The organism is Coprococcus sp. AF99-45, assembly GCF_027663865.1.
Lineage (GTDB): Bacteria > Bacillota > Clostridia > Lachnospirales > Lachnospiraceae > Allocoprococcus > Allocoprococcus comes.
This window is the reverse complement of sequence record NZ_JAQDGZ010000020.1, coordinates 21767-45944: the sequence shown is the minus strand read 5'-3', so window position 1 is coordinate 45944 and position 24178 is coordinate 21767. Positions and strand designations below refer to the sequence as shown.

The following is a 24178-nucleotide window of genomic DNA, read 5'->3' as shown; positions in this document are numbered from 1 at the left end:
TCACCTCCAGGTCAATTTTTGCTCTAATCTCGATAATCTTCCTTTCAGACTCCAGTCATATTCATCATCACCGGTCTTTAAGATAAATCCGCCAAGTAATGCCGGATCTTTGACTATCTCAATCTTCACATCTGTCTTATGGTACTTCTCACAAAGAAATTCTCTGATTTTCTCAAGCCGCTTTTCATCTGGTGCTTCCACACAGGTAAGCGTTGCCATCTGGATTCCTTCCTGCATTTTACAGTATCTGTCATAAGCAAAAAGAATCTGACTGATCTCGCTCATTCTCTGATTACGGCATACAACCTTGAGAAAGTTTTTTATTTCGTCCGGGAAAATCTTGTCGATCGAACTTAATTTTTCCCGCATCGGTACCACCGGACTTGCAAATGTTTCTTCAAGCACCGGTACTTCTTCAAAAAGCTTTTCAGTCTCTCCTACCGCTTCTTTTGAAATTCCAAGCTCATATAAAACACGTGCATACTGTTTTGCCGAAGGGCTACAGCAATACTCTTTATTTAACCTCTTCATTGACATGAGCATCACCTGCACCTTTCAGAAACTGATCATATATATCCTGATTTCCTTTTGTGTCATCCACAATCTTACGTGCTGCCTGCATTGCCAGTCCTGCGATCTCACTTTGCAGATCATTCATGGTCTGTTTGCGTTCATTTTCAATCGTCTTTCTGGCATCTTTCAGGATTCCTACGGCTTCCGTATTGGCTTCCTGAAGGATACGCTCTGATTCTCCGGCTGCAGTTTTCTTAGCTTTTTCCACGATCTGAATGGATTCTTCCTTTGCTCCTTCCAGAGCCTTTTCATATTCCGCTTTCAGTCTCGCCGCTTCTTCCTGACTATCACTGGCATTTTTCAGTCCGTCAGCAATCATTTTTTCACGTTTTTCCATAATTCCCATTACTGGTTTGAATAAGAATTTTTTCAGCAAAAGATAAAAGACAATCAGGTTGATGATCGTAAAGAGAAGGCTTACATTAAACTGTATCACCTGTCCCACCTGCCTTTCTTCATTTTACTTTTCTTATTTCAGCATTAAGATGATAAGAAGTCCGATAATGAAACCGTAAATAGCGGTTGCCTCTGCAAGTGCACAACCAAGGATCAGGTTCTTGCTGATCTTGCTTTCTGCTTCCGGCTGTCTTGCGATCGCGTCTACTGCTTTACCTGTTGCAAGGCTGATTCCAAGTCCTGCTCCTAAACCTGTTAAAACTGCTACTGCTGCTCCAATTGCTACTAACATAATCTTAATCTCCTTTTTTCTTATAGATTTGTGTTTCTTCTGTCATTTCGGGATTATTCCTGCTCCTCATTCATGAAAAGTGCTGTCAGGAATACGAATACATATGCCTGCAGGAATCCATCGAAAATATCGAAGTAAAAACTAAATGGTATCGGGATAAGAACCGGAGCCACTGCTTTTAAAAGCTCCATGATAACAAACGCTCCCAATACATTACCGAACAAACGCATGCAAAGTGATAATGGTCTGATCACAATCTCCAAAACCATAATTGGTGCTACGAATGGTACCGGCTTTGCAAAATGCGCCGCCCAGTGCTTAAATCCATTCTTCCGGATTCCGGAAAATTCAATCAGGCACATACTCATGATCGCAAGTGCTGCTGTTACATTGAGGTCTTTTGTCGGTGACTTAAATCCGAACAGACCAATGATATTGGCTATCCCAATATAGATAAGCACTGTAATCAGATACGGAATATATTTCCTGTTTTCTTTTCCCATGATGTCTTCAAAGAAGTCCAGTCCTTTTCCTATTGCGGATTCCAATAAAAGCTGAACCTTTCCCGGATTTTCGACGCTCAAGCTTCGGACAAATATGATACAAAGTCCTACGATTACCGCCATGATGATCCAGGTAACTACGACCGACTCTTTTACCGGTATTCCGCCGAATATCGGGATCGTAAACACTGTCTCGCAGTTCAGCTCTTCTAACAGAGTCTCTGTTAAATGTTCCGTATCGCTCCCTCCCTTTCGTTTTATTTATTCTTATTTTAGAGTACTTTTTAGAGTGTCCTCTAAAAGTCATGCTTATATTACGCTCACACTTTTTCTTTGTCAATATTTTCAGCTTTTGTAGATTGTACAGTAAAAAAACCAATTTTTTTATCTATTTTCACTATCTTCATCTGTTTTTCTTTTATTTTCTTTAGCTGTTTTTACTTCTATTTTTTGACACTTTTTTTAGTTTGTAGCATTCGAGATTCTTTTTTGACGGATTTTGTGCTTTTGTACAGTTGAATTTTTGGCATTTTTTACAATTATTTTCTTTTATTTTTATGCACTATGTATAGTGACTATGTCGAATATATATATCTAGCGGGATGATTATTTTGTTTTGGAAAATGAAGAGTTGATTTGGACTTGCGCTATCACCATTCCGCACTTGGTCCATTAGATAAAAAAAGGACTCAAACTGAGTCCTTCAAGTTACAGGGGATGACAGAATCGAACTGCCGCTAAGAGTTTTGGAGACTCCTGTCATACCATTTGACCAATCCCCTATATGAAATTGTTGATTGCTGAAGCAACCATGGACTATATTAACACAATGGCTGCTTCCTGTCAATCATTTATTCAATATTTCCTTTACGTCCTTTGCAAATAATTTCTTCGCGCAGGTTTCACTTACAGATTGCCCCTGCTGATCTGATCGATCTTTTTCAGTTCTTCCCGGGTGAACTTCGTATTCTGCACAATCTCCACATTCTGAATGATCTGCTCCGGTCTGGACGCTCCGATCAGCACACTGGTCACATCCTCATCTTTCAGGATCCAGCTCAGTGCCATCTGTGCAAGAGACTGTCCTCTCTCACCTGCCATCTTGTTCAGAGCCTCGATCTGCGCAAGCTTTTCTTTCGTCAATGCATCGGCATGTAGAAATCTTCCATCCACCGCAATCCGGCTGTCTGACGGTATTCCGTGCAGATATTTATCTGTCAGAAGCCCCTGTGCCAGCGGACTAAATGCAATGATTCCTTTTCCCATCTGGTTCGCCGTCTTTTTCAAGCCGTTCTGTTCAATCGTCCGGTCAAAAATGGAATACCGGTTCTGGTTAATGACAAACGGACATTTCAGATCTTCCAGAATCTCCGCTGCACGTACCATTGTCGGACCATCATAGTTAGAAATTCCGACATAAAGTGCCTTCCCACTCTTTACGATGGAATCGAGTGCTCCCATGGTCTCTTCCAGTGGGGTATTCGGATCCATTCTGTGATGATAGAAGATATCTACATAATCCAGCCCCATTCTCTTCAGACTCTGGTCAAGGCTTGCGAGCAGATACTTCCTGCTTCCCCAGTTCCCGTAAGGTCCCGGCCACATATCATAGCCTGCCTTGGTACTGATGATCATCTCGTCCCTGTATGGTACAAAGTCTTCTTTTAAAATCTTCCCAAAATTCGTCTCAGCACTTCCGTATTCCGGTCCATAGTTATTCGCAAGATCGAAATGGGTGATTCCCAGATCAAATGCTGTCCTCAACATTGCCTTCATATTCTCCGGATCCGCATTGGTTCCAAAATTGTGCCAAAGTCCTAAAGAAACTGCCGGCAGCAAAAGCCCGCTTTTCCCACAACGGTTATATACCATGGTATCATATCTCTCAGATGATGCTGTATACATAATTCATTTTCTCCTTCATTATCTCTGAATTGAAACTTTACTATTTCTTTTACAGATTTCTCTTATCAGATATGATACCTTTTTCCTGCATAAATGTCCAGTAAATCCCGGCATCTGCCCTTTTTCTGCCGGAAAACGGGATTCTTTTTGTAACCGTCAGCCGGAAATTACATCTGTCTCAGAAGATTTACCATTTCGATTGCAGAAAGTGCACAGTCATATCCCTTATTTCCGCCTTTACTTCCGGCTCTTGAAATTGCCTGCTCGATATTTTCAGTCGTGATCACACCAAATAATACCGGCACTCCGGTTGTAAGTCCGACCTGTGCGATTCCTTTGGATACCTCATTGCAGACATAATCATAATGCGTTGTGTCTCCACGGATCACTGCTCCCACACAGATCACCGCATCATACTTTCCGGATGCCGCCATTTTAGAAGCTGCTGTCGGAATCTCAAATGCTCCCGGTACCCATGCTGCCGTTATGTTTTCATCCTCCACGCCATGGCGTACCAGCCCGTCTACCGCACCACCAAGTAGTTTATTAACAATAATCTCATTAAATCTTGAAGCAACAATTCCTACTTTCATTCCTTCTGGTGCTACTACTTTTCCTTCTAATACATTAATCTGTCTCATGTTTTTTTCCTCCTGTAATTAAAGTGTTTCTTCTATGATAAATACTGTTTATTCTCTTTTTACTGAAATTTGATTTCTTTAAAGATATGTCCCATCTTTTCCTGCTTCGTCTTCATATAAAATGCATCAAATTTCTGCGGTGCTATTTCAATCGGTACTCTCTCATGGATTGCAAGCCCGAAACCGGAAAGTCCATATACCTTCTCCGGATTATTTGTAAGAAGCCGGAGTGATTTTACTCCCAGATCCGATAAAATCTGAGCCCCTACCCAGTATTCCCTAAGATCCGGTGCAAATCCCAGACGGATGTTGGCTTCCACGGTATCGTATCCCTGTTCCTGAAGTTCATACGCTTTCAGCTTGTTGATCAGACCGATTCCCCTTCCCTCCTGTCGCATATACAGAAGAACTCCTCTTCCTTCTCTCTCGATCTGCTGCATCGCCGACTGCAGCTGCTTTCCACAATCGCAGCGGAGAGATCCGAAAGTATCGCCGGTCAGGCACTCGGAATGTACACGGCACAGAACATCTTCCCCATCGCCAATCTCACCTTTCACCAATGCCACATGATGTTCACCGGTGATGTCATTCACATACCCATAAATCTGAAATTCTCCATACTGGGTTGGCATCTTTGCACATGCTTCCCTTACGACATGTTTTTCATGGATCCTGCAGTAATCCTGCAGATCTTTGATCGTAATAAATTTCAGGTCGTACTTCTTCGCCAGCTTCCAGAGATTCTCTGTCCGCATCATCGTTCCGTCCTCTTCCATGATTTCACAGCAGATTCCACATTCTTTCAGTCCGGCAAGACGCATCAGATCAACCGTTGCCTCGGTATGACCATTTCTTACCAACACACCTCCATGCCTTGCCACCAGCGGAAATACATGCCCTGGTCTTCGAAGGTCCTGCGGTTTCGTTCCTTCTTCTGTCAGGCTGCGCATAGTATATCCGCGCTCTGCTGCTGAAATTCCCGTTGTCGTATCCACATGGTCAACGGATACCGTAAATGCAGTCGAATGGTTATCTGTATTTTCGGAGACCATCTGTGAAAGCCCAAGCCGTCCGGCCAGCGCTGCACTCATCGGTGTGCAGATCAACCCTTTCGCATGGCATGCCATAAAATTGATATTCTCCTGAGTTGCAAATTCCGCCGCACAGATCATATCTCCTTCATTTTCCCGGTCCGGATCATCCGTTACCAGAACGATCCTTCCCTGGCGCAATTCTTCAAGTGCCTCTTCTACGCTATTGTATTGATACTGTTTCTCCATTTGTTACTTCCTCCTGTCCGATCTATAACTCATTTTTATCCTGTTCTTCTGTATGCTCTCCATTCCGGTCCCGGAATTTCTTCGCATCAAATTCCATACTCCTCTAATAATTCCATGGTAAGTCCACCACATTTTCCAGCCGGTTCCGATGGTGTAAGAAACTTTTTAATATACTTCCCTACAATATCATTTTCCAGATTCACCCTGTCCCCAGCTTTTTTCTTCAGCAGTGTGGTTTCCTCTCCGGTATGAGGAATGACTGATACCTGAAAGCTTTTTTCACTTACTTCTGCCACTGTCAGACTGATCCCGTCAATACAGATTGAACCTTTTTCTACGATCAGTTCCAGAATCTCCGGCGTTGTCCGGATTTTTACCCATACCGCATTTTCTTCCTTTCTGAGTTCTTCAATCATTCCGGTCCCGTCAATATGCCCTGCAACGATATGTCCACCGAATCTGCCATCTGCCGCCATCGCGCGTTCCAGATTCACTTTCTCACCAATCTTCGTATCACCAAGGTTGGTTCTTCTCACTGTTTCCGCCATCACATCTGCGGTAAATCCATCCTTTTCCAGAGAAACCACCGTCAGGCAGACACCATTTACCGCAATACTGTCTCCGATCCTGGTTCCACCGAGTACTTTTTTTGCCCGGATCGCAATCTTCCCGGATGATCCAGAAAGTCGGAGTGACCGGATAGATCCGGTTTCTTCTACAATTCCTGTAAACATTTACATTTCCTCCAAAACCTTATACTCTGCCAGAATATCTTCTCCAACCTGCGAGATTCTCATAAGCTGTAGCTTGATGGCATCGTCTACTTTCTCAACTCCAAAGCCTTCCACCGGAGTCTTTCCGCCTCTTCCGCCAAAAATTTTCGGTGCGATAAAAGCTTTCACCTCATTTACGATACCGGATTGCAGGGCATCCTCATTTAAAGTTCCACCGCCTTCAATAAGTACACTGTCAATTCCCAGCTCTCCAAGCTTTCTCATCAGAAGCTGCAGATTGATCTCCCCTTTTTCCGAAGGAACGCTGAGAAGCACGACTCCAAGCTTTTCCAGACTGTGTTTTTTCTCTTCTAAACAAATCGCATTTCCCTTTTCACCGGCATATGCAACGATCGTCCGGTATCTCCCTGCTGTCTGGCAGATCTGACTGTCCAGTGGAATCCTGAGCATACTGTCACAGATAATTCTGACCGGACTTTTCTTTCCATCCAGACGCACATTCAGCATCGGATCATCTGCCAGAACCGTTCCGATTCCTGCCATGATCGCCATATAGTCATGGCGCATCTCATGTACCAGACTTCTTGCTTCCTCACCGGATATCCATTTTGATGCTCCTGTTTTTGTCGCAATCTTTCCATCTGCCGTCATTGCGTATTTCATCACCACATAGGGCAGCCCTGTTGTAATATAGTGGAAAAAGACCGGATTTAACGCATCACATTCTTCGCGCAGGAAATCCTCTTCCACCCGGACGCCTGCCTCGCGTAAAATCTTTGCTCCTTTGCCGGACACTTTCGGATTCGGATCTCTCGATCCGATCACAACCCGTGCAATCTTCTGTTCCAGAATCGCTTCCGTACATGGTGGTGTCTTCCCATAATGGCAGCACGGCTCCAGCGTCACATAAAGTGTTGCTCCCTCGGCGCTTTCTGTCAGAGATGCGATTGCGTTCCGTTCTGCATGAAGCTCACCACATTTTTCGTGATACCCTTCCCCGATAATGCTTCCATTCTTTACGATCACGGCACCAACCATAGGGTTTGGATTTGTCCATCCACGTCCTTTTTTTGCCAGTTCAATTGCACGGCGCATGTAAAATTCATCTGTCATTTTTTCTCCTTTCTCATCTCTCCCGGAAACGTTCTCCGGTAAATGTACTTTACTGAACGGTTTAGATCTGTCGGATAATTTTCCTGTGAAAATGTTTTTTCCACTTAACCGGAAGTTTCTGTGAAATACGAAAACCCTGACAGCTTTTTTCCTGTCAGGGTTTTCTTTTATTGGTTGTATTTCTGTAGATCCTGCCGTATCTGCAGGAGACCTTCTATCCTGAAAACTTTATTTCCCGGTATAGAAAAAACGCTCTGAAACGATTCACGTTCCAGAGCGTTTTACTTTCTTTATTCCTGTAGATATGACAGAGAATCTTTCTATCAGCAACGATTCAACTTCTTCCATCCAGACTTTACTGTCGGCACTGGAATCTCACCAGTTCATGCCTTACGGCTCGCGGGCTTTACCGCCGGTGGGGAATTTCGCCCCGCCCTGAAGCATTATTTGGTTTTACAAAACTTACTATAGCACGTTACCGCAGTAATTGCAAGATTATTTTTTCGACAAACCCGTATGTTTATGCTATTCTTATATGGAGATATCAGAGTCCGCTTATTACCAGGCTGGTACAGATGGTTATTTCATTTAATCTGGCTTTAAGAAAGACGAGGAATTCAAAAACATGTTTCATAAATTTTTAAAATACATTTCCCAGAGTATTTCCGGAATGATCGGTGTCTCCGTCTACATTCTGGCAGATACCTTTTTTATCTCTTACAAATGCGGTGCAGATGGACTTGCTGCCCTGAATCTGATCCTGCCGGTGTTCGGTCTGGTCTTCGCAATCGGTTCGATGATCGGAATCGGCTCCGCCACACGATACAATATCAGCACAGCCCAAGGTTCACCTTCAGACTACTATTTTACCCAGTCCATCTTCTGGTGTCTCATATGCAGCATTCCTTTTATGCTCACCGGAATCTTCATTCCGCATAAAGCACTTGCACTTTTAGGGGCAGATGCCGGGCTCATCCGGCTTGGACGTAATTATATGCGTATCGTCCTGCTCTTTACCCCGTTTTTTATGTCAAACTATACCTTCACGGCATTTGCGAGGAATGACCATGCGACCTCTATCGCCATGATCGGTTCCATTTCCGGAAGCTTCTTTAATATTTTATTTGACTATATTTTCATGTTCCCTTTGAATCTTGGATTTCTGGGAGCTGCACTTGCAACCGCTCTTTCACCGGTTGTGACGATGCTGGTATGTTCGACACATTATCTTGGAAAGAATAACCATGTAGAGTTTCACTGGCGCAAGCCCTCTCTTCGCCGGATCATCGGATGCTGCCAGCTTGGTGTTTCTGCATTTTTTGCTGAAATTTCTTCCGCTGTCATTACGATTATATTTAACATGCTGATCCTGCGCATTGCGGGAAATATCGGGATCGCAGCCTACGGCGTAGTTGCAAATATTTCACTGGTCGCAATGGCGATCCTAAACGGACTTGCCCAGGGTGCACAGCCGCTGATCAGCCAGAGTTACGGAAAGGGTGAACATGATCTAGTCCGTAAATTTCTCAACTGGTCTCTTGCTGCAGCACTTCTGATCGAGCTTGTGATCGTTGTACTAATCTACGGATTTACGGATACCCTTATCAGTATCTTTAACAGCGAACATAATCTCCAGCTGCTTGCTTACGCCCATACTGGTCTTAGGCTTTATTTCCTGGGCTTTTTAGTCGCCGGTATCAATATTGTGCTGGTTGCCTATTTTTCCGCAATCGACCGGGCACGTCCTGCCGTCCTTGGTTCTGTTATGCGCGGCATTATCGCAATTGCTTTCTGTGCGATTCTGTTCTCACAGATTCTGGGGCTGAATGGAATCTGGCTTTCCTTCTTAGGATCAGAAATCATCACATTTTTTGTGATTCTGATTTTCCGGAAATCTTGATTTTGTAATTGACAATTTTTCTTTTATCATGTATATTTTAATTATAGTAATGATTCTTATTATCGAGTTTTAAAAGTCAGGAGGAATGTCATATGGATAAAAAAGCACTTTACAATTTATCTTATGGAGTATTTATGCTTGCAACACGCTCTGGGAATGTAGTAAACGGATGTATTACCAACACCTGCATCCAGGTTGCGAATAATCCGGTACGGATCGCAATCTCTGTGCTGAATAGCAACTATACCTGTGATCTGATCAAAGAGAGCGGCATTTTTACGTTAAGCCTGCTTGACCAGACCTGCTCTTTTGAAACGATCCGGCATTTCGGTTTCCAGTCCGGCAGAGATGTTGATAAATTCGCAAATATCACTGCACCTGCAGATGAAAATGCAGTTCCTTACCTCGGATGGCAGACATGTTCTGTTCTCAGCGCAAAAGTAGTTTCCAGACAGGATCTTGGAACACATACCCTTTTTATTGCTGAAGTAACCGATGCGAAACTTTTAAGTAACAATCCACCTCTGACTTACGCAGATTATCAGGCACATGTAAAGCCAAAACAAGAACAGAAAAAAGAGGATAAGAAGATTATCGGATGGCGCTGTAAGATCTGCAATTATGTATACGAAGGAAGCAATCTTCCGGAAGAATTCACCTGCCCGCTCTGTGGACACGGCGCAGATGATTTCGAACCGATTTATGAAAATGTATAGCCTGTTGGAAAATAGACGTTTCAAAAAGAGGGAGTGTATGACTTGAGTTTAAGTCACGCACTCCCTCTTCCAAATTTCCTGTTTTCCGATATTCCTTTTCTAAAATACCATCAGTTTATAAATATTTTCCACATCTTTCTGATCAAGAGTTGCAAATCCTTCCACTGTACCAGTATTTACATCTCCATAACAGCAGGTATGTGCCAGCTTTTCAATATCTTCTTCTTTGGCTCCAAGCTCTGCAAAATTCTTTGGCATCCCAATCGAAATTAAAAAGTTTCGAAGTGCCTCAATTCCTTCCAGTGCCGTTCTCTTTGGATCTGCAAAATCCATCTGACAGCCCCAGACACGGACTGCAGCCTGTGCAAAACGCATCACATTGTGTTCCAGTGTATAAGTAAATACAGCCGGCATAACAACCGCAAGTCCTGCACCGTGCGCGCAGTCATATAGTGCAGATAATTCGTGCTCGATGTTATGGCTTGTCCAGTCCTGTGTACGTCCTACTCCGCAGGAATTATTGTGTGCCATCATACCTGCCCACATAATGTTTGCTCTTGCCTGATAATTATCCGGGTCTGCAATGACTCTCGGTCCTTCATGGATCATCGTCAGAAGAAGCCCTTCGATCATACGGTCTGTCACTTCTACTTCTTCGGTATTGGTCAGATAACGCTCATACAGATGTGCCATAATATCTGTAATTCCGCAAGCTGTCTGATATGCCGGAAGTGTCTGTGTAAGTGCCGGGTTCATGATCGTGAATTTCGGACGGAATGCTTCTCCGGTTGCCCCTCTTTTGAACATTCCTTCTTCTTTTGTAATAACAGAGTCCGGTGATCCTTCACTTCCTGCAGCTGAAATCGTAATAACTGTTCCGATCGGAAGTGCTTCCTCGACAAGCTTTCCTTCATAATAATCCCAGAAATCTCCATCGTATACTGCACCTGCCGCAATTGCCTTTGCGGAATCAATTGTACTTCCGCCTCCGACTGCCAGTACAAAATCTACTTTTTCTTTCCGGCACAGATCGATTCCTTCATATACAAGACCACTTCTCGGATTTGGCTTTACGCCGCCTAATTCTACATAAGAAACCCCTTCTCCGTCCAGAGATTTCTTAACACGATCCAAAAGTCCGGAACGAATGACAGAACCTCCGCCATAATGGAGCAGTACACGACTGCCGCCAAAACGTTTTACATACTTTCCGGTATCATTTTCTGTATCCTTACCAAAAGCAAAATAAGTCGGTGCATAAAATGTGAAATTTTCCATCTTTTATTTCCTTCTTTCCTCTTATGATTTTCTGCTAATTTTTAGTATAAATCCTTTTTTGAGACTTCGCAAGATGACGTAGAAAATATTATGCTCTCCCTGCTCTTCAGATAAATTTTCGTAATACATCCAAGCCAAAATCAGTATTTTTCTATATGCACACAAAATAGCTGCCACCCGGACAGCCATTTCCCATATCTCTTTATTTTCCGGCTTCTTCTACAGCCGCTTTCATTTTCTTCACATACTCAGCCACATACGGCACACAATCCTCGCCATACTTTGCGACGATCTTCACGATTGCCGATCCCACGATCGCACCATCGGAAAGGGATGCCATCTCCTTTGCCTGCTCCGGCTCGGCAATTCCAAAACCTACCGCGCAAGGAATCTCTGTCACTTCTCTTACCTTCTCGATCATCTCACCGATATTGGTTGTAATCTGCTTTCTGACTCCGGTAACACCAAGGGAAGACACGCAATAGAGAAATCCCTCCGCTTCTTTTGCAATCATTTTGATTCTTTCATGGGAGGTCGGCGCGATCAGAGATACCAGTTCGATCCCATATTCCTTACATACTCCTGAAAGCTCTCCCTTTTCCTCGAACGGAACATCCGGTACGATCACGCCTGCCATGCCGCATTCCACACATCGCTGCATAAACTTCTCTTTTCCGTAAGTAAAAATTGGATTGACATAAGTCATAAATACCATCGGAATATGAATCTCATCCTTTACTTCCTTTATCGCATCAAATAATTTGTCTAATGTACAGCCCGCTAAAAGTGCACGTTCATCAGCCTCCTGAATCACCGGTCCTTCTGCGATCGGATCAGAAAACGGGATTCCGACCTCGATCAGGTCTGCTCCTGCCTCCTGCATTGCAAGGATCAGTTTTTTCGTCACATCCAAGGACGGATCCCCTCCTGTGATAAATGGGATAAATGCTTTTTTATTTTCAAATGCTTCGCTTATCTTATTCATAGATTTCCACTCCTCTGTATCTTGCAATTGCCGCTACGTCTTTGTCTCCACGTCCGGATACGGTCACAACGATGATCTTGTCCTTGTCCATCGTCGGTGCCAGCTTCATCGCATAAGCAATCGCATGTGCACTTTCTACTGCCGGGATGATTCCCTCGGTTCTGGACAGATATTCAAATGCATTAACCGCTTCTTCATCGGTGATCGGTACATACTGTGCTCTTCCTTCGTCTGCAAGCATCGCATGCTCTGGTCCGATTCCCGGATAATCCAGTCCTGCGGAAATCGAATAAACCGGTGCGATCTGTCCGTCTTTGTTCTGGCAGAACAAAGATTTCATACCATGGAAAATACCAGTTGTACCATTTGCGATCGTTGCCGCATTTTTCTCAGTATCCACACCAAGTCCTGCTGCCTCACATCCGATCAACTGTACTTCCTTGTCCGGAATGAATTCGTAGAAAGTTCCCATTGCATTACTTCCGCCTCCGACACAGGCGATCACAGCATCCGGAAGACGACCTTCTTTTTCCAACATCTGCGCTTTGATCTCTTCTCCGATGACCTTCTGGAAATCGCGGACGATCATTGGAAATGGATGTGGCCCCATAACAGAACCTAATACATAAAGGGTATCATCCATGCGGTTTGCCCATTCCCTCATAGTTTCGTTGACCGCATCCTTGAGCGTCATGGTTCCGCTTGTAACAGCATGCACCTTCGCTCCAAGAAGTTCCATACGATAGACATTCAGTGCCTGACGATCCGTATCCTCTTTTCCCATAAAGATTTCACATTCCATATCCATCAGTGCTGCTGCTGTCGCTGTTGCCACGCCGTGCTGTCCGGCTCCGGTCTCTGCAATGACACGGGTTTTCCCCATTTTCTTTGCAAGAAGCACCTGACCTAGAACGTTGTTGATCTTATGTGCACCGGTATGATTCAGATCTTCACGTTTCAGATAAATCTTTGCTCCGCCAAGATCTCTGGTCATCTTCTTTGCCTCATATAAAAGTGACGGGCGCCCTGCATAGTTCTTTAACAGATCATCCAGTTCCCGGTTAAATTCCGGATCATTTTTATATTTCTCATATGCTTCTTCTACCTCATGCACTGCATTCATCAGCGTCTCCGGCACATACTGTCCGCCGTATTCTCCATATCTTCCTTTACTCATGATTTCGTACCCTTTCTATGAATTCCTCTATTTTTGTTTCATCCTTTACGCCATCCGTTTCGACTGCGCTGCTCACATCCACCGCAAACGAATTGCATCTGGAAATATTTTCGTTTACATTTTCTGCATCCAGACCACCTGCAAGAAAATATGGCTTTGTAAGCTTTGGGATCAGTGCCTTGTCAAAACCGGTTCCGCTGCCACCATATTGCCCTTTTACATAAGTATCCAGAAGCAGATAATCCACATCCAGCTTTTCTGCCTCCAGAATCTGCTCTTTTGACTGCACCCTCACCGCCTTGATAAGCGGAGTATCCGGCAGGTTCTTCCTGATCTCTTCTATATAACAGTCATCCTCATTCCCGTGAAGCTGCACCAACTGAATGATCCCTTCCCGGCAAAGTTCTGTGACATTTTGGATCGGTTCATTTACAAAAACTCCAACTGCCGGAATATCCGGATCCAGTGCTTCACGTAGTTTTTCCGCCTGTTTATTGTCAATTTTTCTCTTGCTTTCCGCAAATACAAACCCGACAAAATCCGGCTTCAGGCGATTCACGATCCAGATGTCCTCCGGTCTTTTCAGACCACATATTTTAATTTTTGTTTTTCCCATTTATAAGCTTCCACCATTCAGTTTTTCAAGCGCCGCTTTCTTATCCGGACTTCTCATCAGTGTCTCACCGATCAGTACCCCGTTCACTTTCGCCTCGCGCAGTTTTTCAATATCTTCCGCTGTCTTTATCCCACTTTCTGCTACAAAAAGTACATTTTCCGGTGCCAGAGTGCGAAGCCGGATGCTGTTACCGATATCCACGGTAAAATCCTTCAGATTCCGGTTATTTACACCGATTACCCTTGCTCCTGCTTCAATCGCTGACTGCATTTCTTCTTCATCATGGACTTCCACCAGTGCGGAAAGACCAAGCCGGTCCGCAACTTTTATGTATCTTTTCAGTGTCTCGGTATCCAGAAGTGCACAGATCAGAAGCACCACCGAAGCCCCCAGTGTCTTTGCCTCATAGATCATATACTCATCAATGGTAAAATCCTTCCTGAGCACCGGGATCGATACATTTTCCGTAATCTCTTTCAGGCAAGTGTCCTTCCCCTGAAAATATTTTGGCTCTGTCAGACAGGAAATCGCAGCTGCCCCTGCTTTTTCATACTCCCTTGCAATCTCCAGATACGGGAAATCCTGCGCGATCACACCCTTTGACGGGGACGCTTTTTTCACCTCACAGATATAATGGATCCCCGGCTCTGCAAGTGCCTTTTCAAATGGGAAGCCGGTATTGGCATCCATCGCCATTGCCCTTCTGCAGATTTCCGAATATGGAACCTTTCTTTTTGCTTTTTCCACACGCAGCTTCGTATCTGCTGCAATCTTTTCTAAAATCATTGCCCTCTCCTATTTTGCTGTGACTGCTTTTGTTGCCTCACGGAACTCTTCGTACTTCTTAAGTGCTGCTCCGCTCTCGATCAGTTCTTTTGCTTTTTCCACGCCTTCGGCAAGCGTGATTCCATCAATTCCAAGGTAAAGTGCCATACCTGCATTCATCAAAACCACATCTCTCTTTGCCCCGGTCTCTTTTCCAGTCAAAATATCCATCGTGATCTGTGCATTTTCTTCCGGTGTTCCTCCGATCAGATCGGCAAGCGGGCATCTGGACAGCCCGAACTGTTCCGGTGTGATCGTATAAGAAGTAATTTCTCCAAAACGGATTTCGTGTACATCTGTTTCTCCGGTGAGTGTAATTTCATCCAGTCCGTCCTCGCCACAAACGGCAACGCCCCTGGTCACACCCAGATTGGAAAGTACCTCTGCCATCGTTCCTGCAAGCTCTTTATCATATACACCGAGAAGCTGCATGGTTGCCGCTGCCGGATTGGAAAGAGGTCCGAGAATATTGAATACTGTTCTCACTCCCAGCTCTTTTCTGACCGGTGCCGCATATTTCATCGATGAGTGGTAAACCGGTGCAAACATGAAGCAGATACCAGTCTCGTTTAATACTGTTTCATTCTGCTCCGCAGTAAGTGCAACTTCCACGCCAAGCTTTTCAAGAACATCAGCTGCTCCGCTCCGGCTGGACACGCTGCGGTTTCCATGCTTTGCAACCGGCACGCCGCCTGCTGCCACTACAAATGCAGATGTTGTGGAAATGTTGAAGGTTCCCACCTGGTCTCCGCCCGTTCCGACGATATCAATGACCTCTCTCTCCGGTTTGATCTTCACACCCTTTTCACGCATCACTTCTGCAAATGCGGTAATCTCATCAATGGTCTCGCCCTGCATGGAAAGTGCCATCAAAAGACCGCCCATCTGCGCCTGCGTAGCAGTACCATCCATCATTTCTTCCATGACACCTCTTGCCTCTTCGTATGTAAGATCTTCTTTTTTTGTTAACTTTGCAATTGCTTCTCTGATCATAATTTTTGTCCTCCATCTTATCTGCCTTGTTGTCTCTGCTATTTTATGAGTTGGTTTCAAAAGGTATTTTGACACCTTTCCTCTCTACAGCCCCAGAAAATTCTCCAGAATCTTCCTTCCCTTCGGTGTCAGAATCGATTCCGGATGAAACTGTAATCCGTACACCGGATACTCTTTATGCTGGACTGCCATCACTTCTCCTTTTCTTCTCCATCCTTTTCGATAGTGACTTTTCCGCAGCTGCATTTCACACGCATCACCGGATCAAAGCCAAGGAAAGAATATCGTCCCCATTTTTCGCCACCCTCTACACTCTCCAGCAGGTAATAGCGTTTACTGACTGCTGCGAGCTTCCGTAGAAGTGTGATCGGTGTAATAACGTCTGCGTAGATTTCACGGCAAACCGGAATGATGTCATAATCCGGTGCCATTTTTAAAATTTCATCACAATCTGGGTACATGATTCTTTCCTCCTGAATTTTCGTTGTTGTTTTTATGTTGAGTAAGCTTTTTTTGAATGATTTACTCCGGGCGTGCGTATTCACCTCGATTCCGCTACGCTGCATCTCGGTCGTGTGAATACTGCTTATACGTCCTGTAAAGAATCATTCTTTTTCGGACGTGCACGCCCTCTTTGTAGCACGAAAAAGAGCTTTCGTCTCTGTATAAGATTTTCACTTATACAGGGACAAAAGCTCTTGAAATTCTACTTCTGCGGTACCACCCTTATTGCCGATTTTGATCGACCTCTCAACTGCGTACTGACATACACATCTCCTTGGTAACGGGCGAGCATCCCGTCAGCGTCTACTCCTGCTCTGCAGTTTCAAGCTGCCCTCACAAGTCCATTCGGTAAAAACTCTTACTACTGCCTTTCCACCACCGGCAGCTCTCTGGAAATAAATATCTTTACTTACTCCTCTTGTTCATCGGTTTATTGCTTTAATTAGCTGTAGTATATGCTGATATTTTCCATTTGTCAACTGATTTTTCTATTTATTTTTGCAAAATTCCGCAATTGTCTTGTTCCGTATTTTCTTTTAGTTGTCCTCCAGTGCAAACTCTACAAATTTCTCCATCTCTTTTGTCTTGAACTTATTTTTATGATAGAAAATCTGACGATACATCGTAATTTCTATATCTTTCACATCCAAAAGTGTGAGTTTCTTTTTCTCAATATCATCTTCTACTGCAAAACGTGGCAGGAATGAAACGCCTCCCCCACGCATCAGCATTTTTTTGATAAATGCAGTATCACTGATCTCCAGCATCGGAGAAAGCTCTTTTCTTCTTAACGCCAGCTGACCATCAAGTGCCTGCCTGTAATTGGCATTGCGCTCTGTAAGATAAAAAGACTCTTTCAGCAGATCATCAAGCAATAAATTTCTTTCTTTTGCCAGCCGGTGACTGACTGATGTCACAAACATAACCGGTTCTGCCTTCTCCATCACCTTGATCCAGTTGCTGTCCCATCTTGGTGTATCCAGAATATAGATCAGATCCAGTTCATTATGTTCCATCATCTGGATCAGCTTTTCCGGAGAATCTACCGTGATCCGGATAGAAACCCTGGGATACTGTTCCCTGAATTTCCTTATGATCTTTGGAAATTTCACCGTACACAGAGACTCGATCGTCCCAATGTGAAGTGGATTTTTCAATTCATCCGTATCATTCATGGATGCTTTCGCCTGATGAACATCATAAAGGATCCGGTTGGCATGCTCCAGAAATTCTTCCCCCTGCGGGGTAAGCACCACTTTCTTTCCTGTCCTGTCGAACAGCCTTTTCCCAAGTTCGTTTTCCAGCTGTCGGATCTGAACCGTCACTGCCGACTGCGAATACCCCAGCATCTCTGCCGTTCTGGAAAAGCTCTGCATCTGCGCGATCTGTATAAAAGTCTGTAATTGACGTAATTCCATCTTCTGACTCCATTATGAAAAATTTTCAACGTCTTCATAAAATCTATGAATTTGTTTCACTCATAAGTTGATGGTACAATATAACTAATAAGACGTCAATCCTTTTTACTTACGTGAAACAATTATTTTATAGGAGGTTTACTATGTCCTTTATCAGTGTTTTTGATGTCATGGGACCGAATATGATCGGACCATCAAGCTCCCATACTGCGGGAGCTGCCAGAATCGCTCTGCTTGCAAGAAAGCTTCTCACCGGTTCTCTTAAAAAAGTAGAATTTACCCTTTATGGATCTTTTGCCAAAACCTATCACGGTCATGGTACGGACCGTGCTCTTCTCGGCGGTATTATGGGATTTGCCACCGATGACGTGCGCATCCGCGATTCCTTCCAGATCGCGACAGACAACGGAATCGAATATTCTTTCATTCCGAACAACGTAGAAACCGACGTACACCCGAATACCGTCGATATCCTAATGGTAAATGAAGAAGGGCAGGAGATGACGATCCGCGGAGAATCTCTCGGTGGCGGAAAAGCCCGCCTGTGCCGGATCAATGGTGTGGAGGTTGATTTTACCGGAGAATACAGCTCGATCATCGTCGTCCAGAAAGATGCACCGGGCGTTGTTGCTTACATTACCAAATGCCTCAGTGAACTTGGAATCAATATCGCATTCATGCGTCTGTTCCGCGAATCCAAAGGAAATACCGCTTATACCATCGTAGAATCCGATGATCTGGTACCGGAAGATATCGCAGATACAATCAGAAGAAACAAAAATGTATACAACGTTATGGTTGTTCAGATGTAATTGGAAGGAGAATACAGATTATGGATTTTAGAAATGCAAAAGAATTATTAAAAGTCTGTCAGGAACAAGGTCTTTCAATTTCTGCTGTGATGCTTCAGAGAGAGCTCACAGAGGGAGAACAGGATCCGGAAGAGACAGACCGCAAAATGGATCGTGTTCTTGAGATCATGAAATCAGCCGCTTCTACTCCGATCCATACCCCGGTCAAATCCATGGGTGGACTGATCGGTGGCGAAGCAAAAAAGATCTCAGATCACAAAGATACCGGAAAAGGTCTTTGCGGAGATCTTCTGGAAAGAGCTGTCATTTACGCGATGGCAACTCTGGAAACCAATGCTTCCATGGGTGTGATCGTAGCTTCCCCGACTGCCGGATCTGCCGGTATCGTTCCGGGACTTCTGCTTGCCCTCCAGGAAACCTATGATCTTTCCGATGAACAGATCAAGCAGGGACTTTATAATGCCAGCGCGATCGGTTATCTTGCTATGCGCAATGCAACTGTCGCCGGAGCAGTCGGTGGATGTCAGGCAGAAGTCGGAATCGCATCTGCAATGGCGGCATCTGCAACCGTCGAACTGATGGGCGGATCCCCGGAACAATCCCTTGCCGCAGCATCCACTGTTCTTATGAATATGCTCGGTCTGGTCTGCGATCCGGTCGGCGGGCTGGTCGAATATCCTTGCCAGAACCGTAATGCTGCCGGTGTGGCAAATGCAACGATCGCTGCAGAGATCGCCCTTTCCGGAGTACGACAGCTGATTCCATTCGATGAAATGCTGGAAGCGGTGTACACTGTAGGAAAGCGTCTTCCGGCAGAGCTTCGGGAGACAGCTCTCGGCGGATGCGCAACGACACCGTCTGCATGCGCAGCCTGCCATATGTGTGATTAAGCTGTGTAATGTTTTGCAAATATAGACCAGCACACACTGCTTACAATTTTACGATATAAAAAGCTTCTTTTTCAGAAACGGCCCTCCTGTTTTTCTGAAAAGAAGCTTTTTTGTTTACTTATTTTGATTTTCTCACTTACTATTATGACATCTCATAATAATGTGCATAAATTCCACCCTGCTCAAGCAATTCATCATGATTTCCCCGTTCAGCGATTCCATTATTTGCAACCACAAGAATCTCATCCGCATTGCGGATCGTAGAAAGCCGGTGTGCGATCGTGATCGTGGTCCGGTTCTTCGCAAGCTCTTCCAGGCTCTGCTGGATCCAGCGCTCACTCTCATTGTCAAGCGCACTGGTCGCCTCGTCCAAAATCAATATCGGCGGGTTCTTAAGAAATACTCTTGCAATCGAAATCCTCTGCTTCTGTCCACCCGACAGACGGGTTCCTCGTTCTCCTACAAAGCTGTCATATCCATCCGGCAGGGACATGATAAATTCATGGATATTTGCCTTCTTCGCCGCATCGATAATTTCTTCCATCGATGCCCCCGGTTTTCCATAAGCAATATTTTCCCTGATCGATCCACAGAACAGATAGACATCCTGCTGTACCAGTCCGATCTGGCTTCTCAGACTTTCCAGTGTCAGCTTTCTTACATCCTGCCCGTCGATCGTGATCACACCTCCGGTCACATCATAAAATCTTGGAAGCAGGGAACAGATCGTCGTCTTTCCACTTCCCGACGGTCCCACAAGGGCAATGGATCTGCCAGCCGGGATCTTAAAAGATACCCGATCCAGTACCGGCGTATCATCATCGCTGTAATGGAAAGAAACATTTTTATATTCCACTTCACCCTTTACATTTTCAAGTGGCTCCGCATCCGGTGCATTTACAATCTCCGGCTCCGTCTCCACAACATCCAGAAAACGCCGGAAACCGGAAAGACCTTTCTGCATCATCTCGGTAAGCTCCACAAGAATCTGGATCGGGCTGATAAAAATTCCGATGTAAAGCGCATACATGGCAAGATCGGCAGCTTCCATTTTCCCATGTGCAATCAGCCATCCGCCGAACACTAATGTGATCAGATACATCATTCCCTGGAAGAAAAGATTGCCACTCATAAAGCTTCCCATACAATGATAGTTTGCATCCTTGGATACCAGAAATCCTTCATTGCTTTTCTCGAATTTCTCCCGTTCAATCTTTTCATTTGCAAAAGACTGCACCACACGGATTCCCGCAAGTGTATCCTGCAGACTGGAATTGACATCCCCGATCTTTCTCCGGTTGTCCATAAAAGTCTCCTGCATCTGACGGTTCTGCTTATAAGAAAAGATCAGCATAAATACAACCATCACAAGCAGCGGAATCGCCAGTCTCCAGTTAATAAGAAACAAAAATGTAAACGAACCAACGATTTTAATTACGGATATAAATAAATTCTCCGGTCCATGGTGCGCAAACTCGGAAATATCAAACAGATCCGACACCAGCTTGCTCATCATCTGTCCGGAATTATTCTGGTCATAATAAGAAAAAGAAAGTCTCTCATAATGATCAAATAACTTCTGGCGCATATCCCGTTCCATATGTGCCCCCATCATATGGCCCTGATAACTGACATAATATTTACAAAATGTCTGTATGATATACATCACAAGCAAAGCCAGTCCGATCGGCAGAAGTGCTCCAAGGATCTGTGACGGATCCTCTGTAAATAAAGTCTTTGTCAGTGATCTTAAAATCTGTGGAAATGCAAGATCCACCAGACTGATGATCGCCGCACAGATCAGATCCAGAAAGAATACTGTCCTGTACGGCGCATAATATTTTACAAATTTTTTCAGTGTATGCATCACTTTCTTTTGTGCAATGTCCGGATTCCCCGTTTTATCACACTTTACCTCCTTGTCCCCAAAATCATATATTATTATATCGGGAATCTTTCGTTATTTCCACCTTATTCTCAAATTACTTTGGGAATTTTCCTTCCTTCATCTTTTTATTCTGCTGTTTTTATGCTATGATAGGACAGATTGTTATGAGAGTAACTTATTTATTACACTTGAAAGGGGTATTTCTATGAATTTTATAACAAAAAGCTGGAAAGGCATCTTACTTTGTCTGGTCATCGCCGTTCCATGCTGGTTCCTCGGACAGACATTTCCGATCATCGGCGGACCGGTATTCGGTATCCTTGCCGGAATGATCATTACTTTATTATTAAAAGACAAATCCATGTTTCAGGACGGTATTACTTTTGTGTCAAAGAAGGTTCTTCAGTACGCTGTAATCCTTCTCGGTTTCGGACTGAATCTCTCCGTGATTCTGGAAACCGGAAAACAGTCACTGCCAATTATCGTAACGACGATTTCAACGTCCCTGATCATTGCATATCTGTTACATAAAGTTATGCATGTACCGGGAAATATTTCCACACTGGTCGGTGTCGGATCTTCCATCTGCGGAGGCTCTGCAATTGCCGCAACAGCACCGGTCATTGATGCGGATGATGAAGAAGTTGCACAGGCAATCTCTGTTATCTTCTTTTTCAACATGCTCGCCGCACTGTTCTTCCCGTCACTTGGTGCACTGCTTGGATTCTCAACCAAAAGCGGAGAAGCCTTCGGTATCTTTGCCGGAACTGCGATCAACGATACCTCTTCCGTAACTGCAGCGGCTTCCACCTGGGATTCGCTCTACGCCCTCGGTTCTGCCACACTGGATAAGGCAGTTACGGTCAAACTTACCAGAACGCTCGCGATCATCCCGATCACACTGGTTCTCGCATTTATCCGGACACGCAGCTCCAAAGCCGAAGGAAAGAAAGTGGAATTTAAAAAGATTTTCCCGATGTTCATCCTCTACTTTGTTCTCGCTTCCGTGATCACAACGATCGCAACTTCAGCCGGCGTATCCGCAGATGTATTTACTCCGCTGAAGACACTCAGCAAGTTCTTCATCGTCCTCGCCATGAGTGCAGTCGGTCTGAATACGAATATCATCAAGCTGATCAAAACCGGCGGCAAACCACTCGCTCTTGGTTTCTGCTGTTGGATCGGTATCACGATCGCCAGTCTTTCCATGCAGCATGTGCTTGGAATCTGGTAAATGAAAATCTTTCTCATACTTCAAAAGCCTTGCATAAAGCAAGGCTTTTTCTATAATACAGCTTGCCGATGCCAGCAAGCTGTTCCTCTTATTATCCTTATGTCCAGAAAAGGGAATGTCCATGCCATAACACTAAACATTCCCTTTCCCATGGTTGATTTTTCATTATCTGTAATTCTCCGATTCCCACATTCGAAAACTCTCTCAGATTTTATTTTTCGATTCACCACTACCACACAGCTTTTCTGATGGATATTTCTCCCTTTTTCCACATCTCGAAATACAGATCAAATCCTAATTTCATTATACTATCCAGACTTTCTCAAATTTCCATTTATATAAATGGCAAAAAAGGCAGCATACAGGATTTTGCTCCTGTATGCTGCCCGCATCATATGGTGTATTTGAAAGTTTTTAACGTGTTGTCATTATCCTTCGATACTGATATATTTCTTCTCTTCTACTGCCGGTTTTACTTCTTTCTTCGGGACAAAGAGTTTCAGGATACCATGCTTAAACTCAGCCTTGATATCTTCTTCCGTGATATCTTCACCTACATAATAACTTCTCTGGCAGGCTCCTGCATAACGTTCACGACGGATGTACTTACCAGTTTCTTTCTCCTGCTCATCCTGATCCAGTCCTTTGGCAGCGCTGACTGTCAGATATCCGTCATTCAGTTCTGCTGTAACTTCATCTTTCTTGAATCCCGGAAGATCGATCTCCAGTTCATAACCATCTTTTTTCTCTTTGATATCTGTCTTCATCAGATTGCCTGCATGATGTCCATACAGTTTTCTCTGGATCTTACGATCTGCTTTATCATCATAAAATGGAAAATCAAAGAAATCATCAAATAAGTTATCATTAAAAATACTAGGCATTAACATAAGTCGTTCCTCCTTATAAATCTATCTGAATTTAGCTAACTTTCTTTTTAAGCGGCTGCCTCATCTGGCAGCCTTGTAACCGGACGCTTACAATCCGTATTCTGATTATCCCTCAATGGAAATGTATTTCTTCTGTTCTACAGCAGGTTTTGCTGCTTCTTTCGGTACGAACAGTTTCAATGTACCGTCTTCAAATTTGGCTTTGATGTCTTCCTGTTTGACACCGTCACCTACATAAAAGCTTCTGCTGCAGGATCCACTGTAACGTTCACGGCGGATGTACTTGCCATCTTCAGCTTTTTCATCTTTCTTCGTGTTCGTCTCAGCACTGACTGTCAGATAACCATCTTTCAGTTCTGCTTTTACATCTTCTTTTTTAACTCCAGGCATGTTCATCGTTACTTCATAGCCTTTATCGGTATCTTTTACATCCGTTGTCATAAGTCCGGATTCACTGTAATCATATCCTCCAAATGGTTCTCCAAAGAAATCATCCAATAAGTTCTCTCCAAAAATACTAGGCATTAACATAAGTCATATCTCCTTTCAAAAGACATTTATTAATTTATTTAGCACATTCGGATTTACTCTGAAGTGTTGTTGTCATCTCAAACA

At 44.1% G+C, this 24178-nt stretch carries 24 protein-coding genes, 1 tRNA gene, 2 pseudogenes, 1 riboswitch and 1 other annotated feature; of the genes and pseudogenes, 5 read left to right on the top strand and 22 right to left on the bottom strand.

Going from position 1 to position 24178, the window contains the following annotated elements; all coding sequences use genetic code 11:
* The 10 genes from atpH to ribD form a co-directional block, all read right to left on the bottom strand.
* Entirely contained in the window at positions 1-531 is a 531-nt protein-coding gene (gene atpH / locus PGR14_RS12795; protein WP_330586197.1) for an ATP synthase F1 subunit delta, read from the bottom strand.
* Positions 515-1009, bottom strand: a complete 495-nt coding sequence (gene atpF, locus PGR14_RS12790; protein WP_173698978.1) for a F0F1 ATP synthase subunit B — start codon at positions 1007-1009, stop codon at positions 515-517. Before atpF ends, atpH begins: the two co-directional genes overlap by 17 nt.
* 33 nt (positions 1010-1042) lie before the next feature.
* Positions 1043-1261 (bottom strand): ATP synthase F0 subunit C, encoded by a 219-nt coding sequence (atpE, locus tag PGR14_RS12785; protein ID WP_008374373.1) that lies wholly within the window; start codon positions 1259-1261, stop codon positions 1043-1045.
* 53 nt (positions 1262-1314) lie between these two features.
* Positions 1315-1980 carry a F0F1 ATP synthase subunit A gene (locus PGR14_RS12780; protein WP_081445281.1) on the bottom strand — a complete coding sequence of 222 codons (666 nt, stop codon included), beginning with the start codon at positions 1978-1980 and terminating at the stop codon, positions 1315-1317.
* 495 nt (positions 1981-2475) lie between these two features.
* Positions 2476-2546: transfer RNA gene (locus tag PGR14_RS12775), tRNA-Trp, on the bottom strand.
* Positions 2547-2670: 124 nt separating this feature from the next.
* A complete protein-coding gene (gene mgrA, locus PGR14_RS12770) occupies positions 2671-3669 on the bottom strand; it encodes an L-glyceraldehyde 3-phosphate reductase (RefSeq protein WP_270223526.1) in 999 nt (332 codons plus the stop codon).
* 167 nt (positions 3670-3836) lie between these two features.
* Positions 3837-4310, bottom strand: a complete 474-nt coding sequence (ribH, locus tag PGR14_RS12765) for a 6,7-dimethyl-8-ribityllumazine synthase (RefSeq protein WP_270223525.1) — start codon at positions 4308-4310, stop codon at positions 3837-3839.
* Positions 4311-4369: 59 nt separating this feature from the next.
* The gene (locus tag PGR14_RS12760; RefSeq protein WP_055156442.1) at positions 4370-5590 is read right to left on the bottom strand and encodes a bifunctional 3,4-dihydroxy-2-butanone-4-phosphate synthase/GTP cyclohydrolase II; all 1221 of its coding nucleotides are present in this window, start codon (positions 5588-5590) and stop codon (positions 4370-4372) included.
* A gap of 86 nt (positions 5591-5676) precedes the next feature.
* Entirely contained in the window at positions 5677-6324 is a 648-nt protein-coding gene (gene ribE / locus PGR14_RS12755) for a riboflavin synthase (RefSeq protein ID WP_022220887.1), read from the bottom strand.
* Entirely contained in the window at positions 6325-7437 is a 1113-nt protein-coding gene (ribD, locus tag PGR14_RS12750) for a bifunctional diaminohydroxyphosphoribosylaminopyrimidine deaminase/5-amino-6-(5-phosphoribosylamino)uracil reductase RibD (protein ID WP_270223523.1), read from the bottom strand.
* Positions 7438-7769: 332 nt separating this feature from the next.
* Positions 7770-7884: riboswitch (FMN riboswitch) on the bottom strand.
* Between the two features lie 178 nt (positions 7885-8062).
* On the opposite strand from ribD, the gene PGR14_RS12745 reads away from it, so the two are divergent.
* Together PGR14_RS12745 and PGR14_RS12740 are read left to right on the top strand one after the other, a co-directional pair.
* Entirely contained in the window at positions 8063-9337 is a 1275-nt protein-coding gene (locus tag PGR14_RS12745) for an MATE family efflux transporter (protein WP_270223522.1), read from the top strand.
* A 92-nt stretch (positions 9338-9429) separates the two neighbouring features.
* The gene (locus PGR14_RS12740; RefSeq protein ID WP_270223521.1) at positions 9430-10053 is read left to right on the top strand and encodes a flavin reductase; all 624 of its coding nucleotides are present in this window, start codon (positions 9430-9432) and stop codon (positions 10051-10053) included.
* A 99-nt stretch (positions 10054-10152) separates the two neighbouring features.
* Here the strand turns inward: PGR14_RS12740 and PGR14_RS12735 are convergent, their stop codons facing one another.
* The 9 genes and pseudogenes from PGR14_RS12735 to PGR14_RS12695 form a co-directional block, all read right to left on the bottom strand.
* Positions 10153-11331, bottom strand: coding sequence for an iron-containing alcohol dehydrogenase (locus PGR14_RS12735; protein ID WP_022220883.1), 1179 nt, complete (start codon positions 11329-11331; stop codon positions 10153-10155).
* A 202-nt stretch (positions 11332-11533) separates the two neighbouring features.
* On the bottom strand, positions 11534-12316 hold the full coding sequence (gene trpA, locus PGR14_RS12730; protein ID WP_117556879.1) for a tryptophan synthase subunit alpha: 783 nt from the start codon (positions 12314-12316) through the stop codon (positions 11534-11536).
* Positions 12309-13493, bottom strand: a complete 1185-nt coding sequence (trpB, locus tag PGR14_RS12725; protein WP_117556877.1) for a tryptophan synthase subunit beta — start codon at positions 13491-13493, stop codon at positions 12309-12311. Before trpB ends, trpA begins: the two co-directional genes overlap by 8 nt.
* The gene (locus PGR14_RS12720) at positions 13486-14109 is read right to left on the bottom strand and encodes a phosphoribosylanthranilate isomerase (protein ID WP_270223520.1); all 624 of its coding nucleotides are present in this window, start codon (positions 14107-14109) and stop codon (positions 13486-13488) included. Before PGR14_RS12720 ends, trpB begins: the two co-directional genes overlap by 8 nt.
* Positions 14110-14895, bottom strand: a complete 786-nt coding sequence (trpC, locus tag PGR14_RS12715) for an indole-3-glycerol phosphate synthase TrpC (RefSeq protein ID WP_270223519.1) — start codon at positions 14893-14895, stop codon at positions 14110-14112.
* 9 nt (positions 14896-14904) lie between these two features.
* Positions 14905-15927 (bottom strand): anthranilate phosphoribosyltransferase, encoded by a 1023-nt coding sequence (trpD, locus tag PGR14_RS12710; protein ID WP_270223518.1) that lies wholly within the window; start codon positions 15925-15927, stop codon positions 14905-14907.
* A gap of 84 nt (positions 15928-16011) precedes the next feature.
* Positions 16012-16131 (bottom strand): annotated as a pseudogene (locus tag PGR14_RS12705) (glutamine amidotransferase-related protein); the annotation flags it as partial.
* 14 nt (positions 16132-16145) lie between these two features.
* Positions 16146-16391 (bottom strand): annotated as a pseudogene (locus PGR14_RS12700) (anthranilate synthase component I); the annotation flags it as partial.
* Positions 16392-16608: 217 nt separating this feature from the next.
* Positions 16609-16866, bottom strand: a binding site (T-box leader).
* A 101-nt stretch (positions 16867-16967) separates the two neighbouring features.
* Positions 16968-17849: a LysR family transcriptional regulator gene (locus PGR14_RS12695; RefSeq protein WP_270223517.1), complete on the bottom strand. Its 882-nt coding sequence runs from the start codon at positions 17847-17849 to the stop codon at positions 16968-16970.
* 143 nt (positions 17850-17992) lie between these two features.
* On the opposite strand from PGR14_RS12695, the gene sdaAB reads away from it, so the two are divergent.
* A complete protein-coding gene (gene sdaAB / locus PGR14_RS12690) occupies positions 17993-18661 on the top strand; it encodes an L-serine ammonia-lyase, iron-sulfur-dependent subunit beta (protein ID WP_270223516.1) in 669 nt (222 codons plus the stop codon).
* A 20-nt stretch (positions 18662-18681) separates the two neighbouring features.
* Positions 18682-19551, top strand: coding sequence for an L-serine ammonia-lyase, iron-sulfur-dependent, subunit alpha (gene sdaAA, locus PGR14_RS12685; RefSeq protein WP_008374349.1), 870 nt, complete (start codon positions 18682-18684; stop codon positions 19549-19551).
* A gap of 142 nt (positions 19552-19693) precedes the next feature.
* Here the strand turns inward: sdaAA and PGR14_RS12680 are convergent, their stop codons facing one another.
* Complete coding sequence (locus PGR14_RS12680) at positions 19694-21418, bottom strand: ABC transporter ATP-binding protein (RefSeq protein WP_008374347.1); 1725 nt, start codon at positions 21416-21418, stop codon at positions 19694-19696.
* A 226-nt stretch (positions 21419-21644) separates the two neighbouring features.
* On the opposite strand from PGR14_RS12680, the gene PGR14_RS12675 reads away from it, so the two are divergent.
* Positions 21645-22673 (top strand): YeiH family protein, encoded by a 1029-nt coding sequence (locus tag PGR14_RS12675; protein ID WP_055249234.1) that lies wholly within the window; start codon positions 21645-21647, stop codon positions 22671-22673.
* A 428-nt stretch (positions 22674-23101) separates the two neighbouring features.
* Here the strand turns inward: PGR14_RS12675 and PGR14_RS12670 are convergent, their stop codons facing one another.
* Both PGR14_RS12670 and PGR14_RS12665 read right to left on the bottom strand, forming a co-directional pair.
* Positions 23102-23563, bottom strand: coding sequence for an Hsp20/alpha crystallin family protein (locus tag PGR14_RS12670; protein WP_008374342.1), 462 nt, complete (start codon positions 23561-23563; stop codon positions 23102-23104).
* Between the two features lie 105 nt (positions 23564-23668).
* On the bottom strand, positions 23669-24094 hold the full coding sequence (locus PGR14_RS12665; RefSeq protein ID WP_008374340.1) for an Hsp20/alpha crystallin family protein: 426 nt from the start codon (positions 24092-24094) through the stop codon (positions 23669-23671).
* Positions 24095-24178: the final 84 nt, after the last annotated feature.